This window comes from Psychrobacter sp. 1U2 (assembly GCF_051847575.1).
The window spans coordinates 1-1,054 of record NZ_JBPYDC010000462.1 but is presented as its reverse complement, the minus strand read 5'-3'; the positions used below and the strand labels follow the sequence as shown (position 1 = coordinate 1,054).

Annotated in this window: 1 protein-coding gene; it reads right to left on the bottom strand. The window is 39.4% G+C overall.

The features are described from left to right. Positions 1-43: 43 nt before the first annotated feature. Positions 44-835, bottom strand: coding sequence for a glucose 1-dehydrogenase (locus tag ACS8FD_RS16585; protein ID WP_439261964.1), 792 nt, complete (start codon positions 833-835; stop codon positions 44-46). Positions 836-1,054: the final 219 nt, after the last annotated feature.

The window sequence follows — 1,054 nt, the reverse complement described above, 5'->3', positions numbered from 1 at the left end:
GCTTTTATTTTAATACTTTGATTTTGCAGTAATCGCGCAAATCTTAATCCAAGGTTTGTACACCACCACCATTTACAAAGATAGTTTGACCACTGACCCAAGTCGATATAGGCGCAGCAAAATACAATATAGCACCGGCGATATCATCGGCTTCACCTAGGCGTTTAATAGGCGTATTTGCGAGCATTTTCTTCTCAATCTCAGGTGTCAATACACTCTCTAACGCAGCCGTGCGCGTCGCGCCAGGACCAACTGCGTTAATACGTACTTCAGGGCCAAAATCATGTGCCAAGTTTGCCACCATATGATTGACAGCGGCTTTTGATCCTGCATAACCACTCATATTTGGGCTTTTATTCACACTCGACATGGAAGTGGTAAACACAATGGAACCATAACCTGACTCTTTCATGTATGGCACGCACAACTGACACAGACGCCAGCCACTAAAAACGTTTAGCTCAAAGTCGCGGCGGATATCATCTACTGAGATTTTAGTAGGATCTTCTTTACCACCGCCGCCACCGCCAGCGTTATTGATTAAGATGTTAACCGCTCCAAACTCTGTCACTACTTGATCAACCATAGCGACTAAATCATCATCTTTTAGGATATTGCACTCGACCGCTAAACCTTTGACCCCTAGTGCTTCAATATCTTTAATAGCAGCTTTAGCATCTTCTAACTTTAGATCAGCAATAGCGATATTAGCGCCCGCCTCTGCTAAGCGCATTGCGGTTGCTTTACCAATACCATTTGCGCCGCCTGTGACGATAGCCACTTTACCTGACAAATCAAATAGTTCATTAAATGCTTTATGTTGAAATTTCTGCATACTTATCCCTTATAATTATTATTTATATAATTGTTAGATGGTTATCTATGATTTGATTGTCACTCTTGTTCGAATGACAGTAATAAGTATGCGCCTATTAATTTGACTTAATGTGACAGATTGACCGTCTTTTGTAACGATTATCTATAAGTTAATTTTGTTTAGATAAATGATATAAATTTGGAACTATAAGATAAAAAAATCAAAAAACTAAATAAT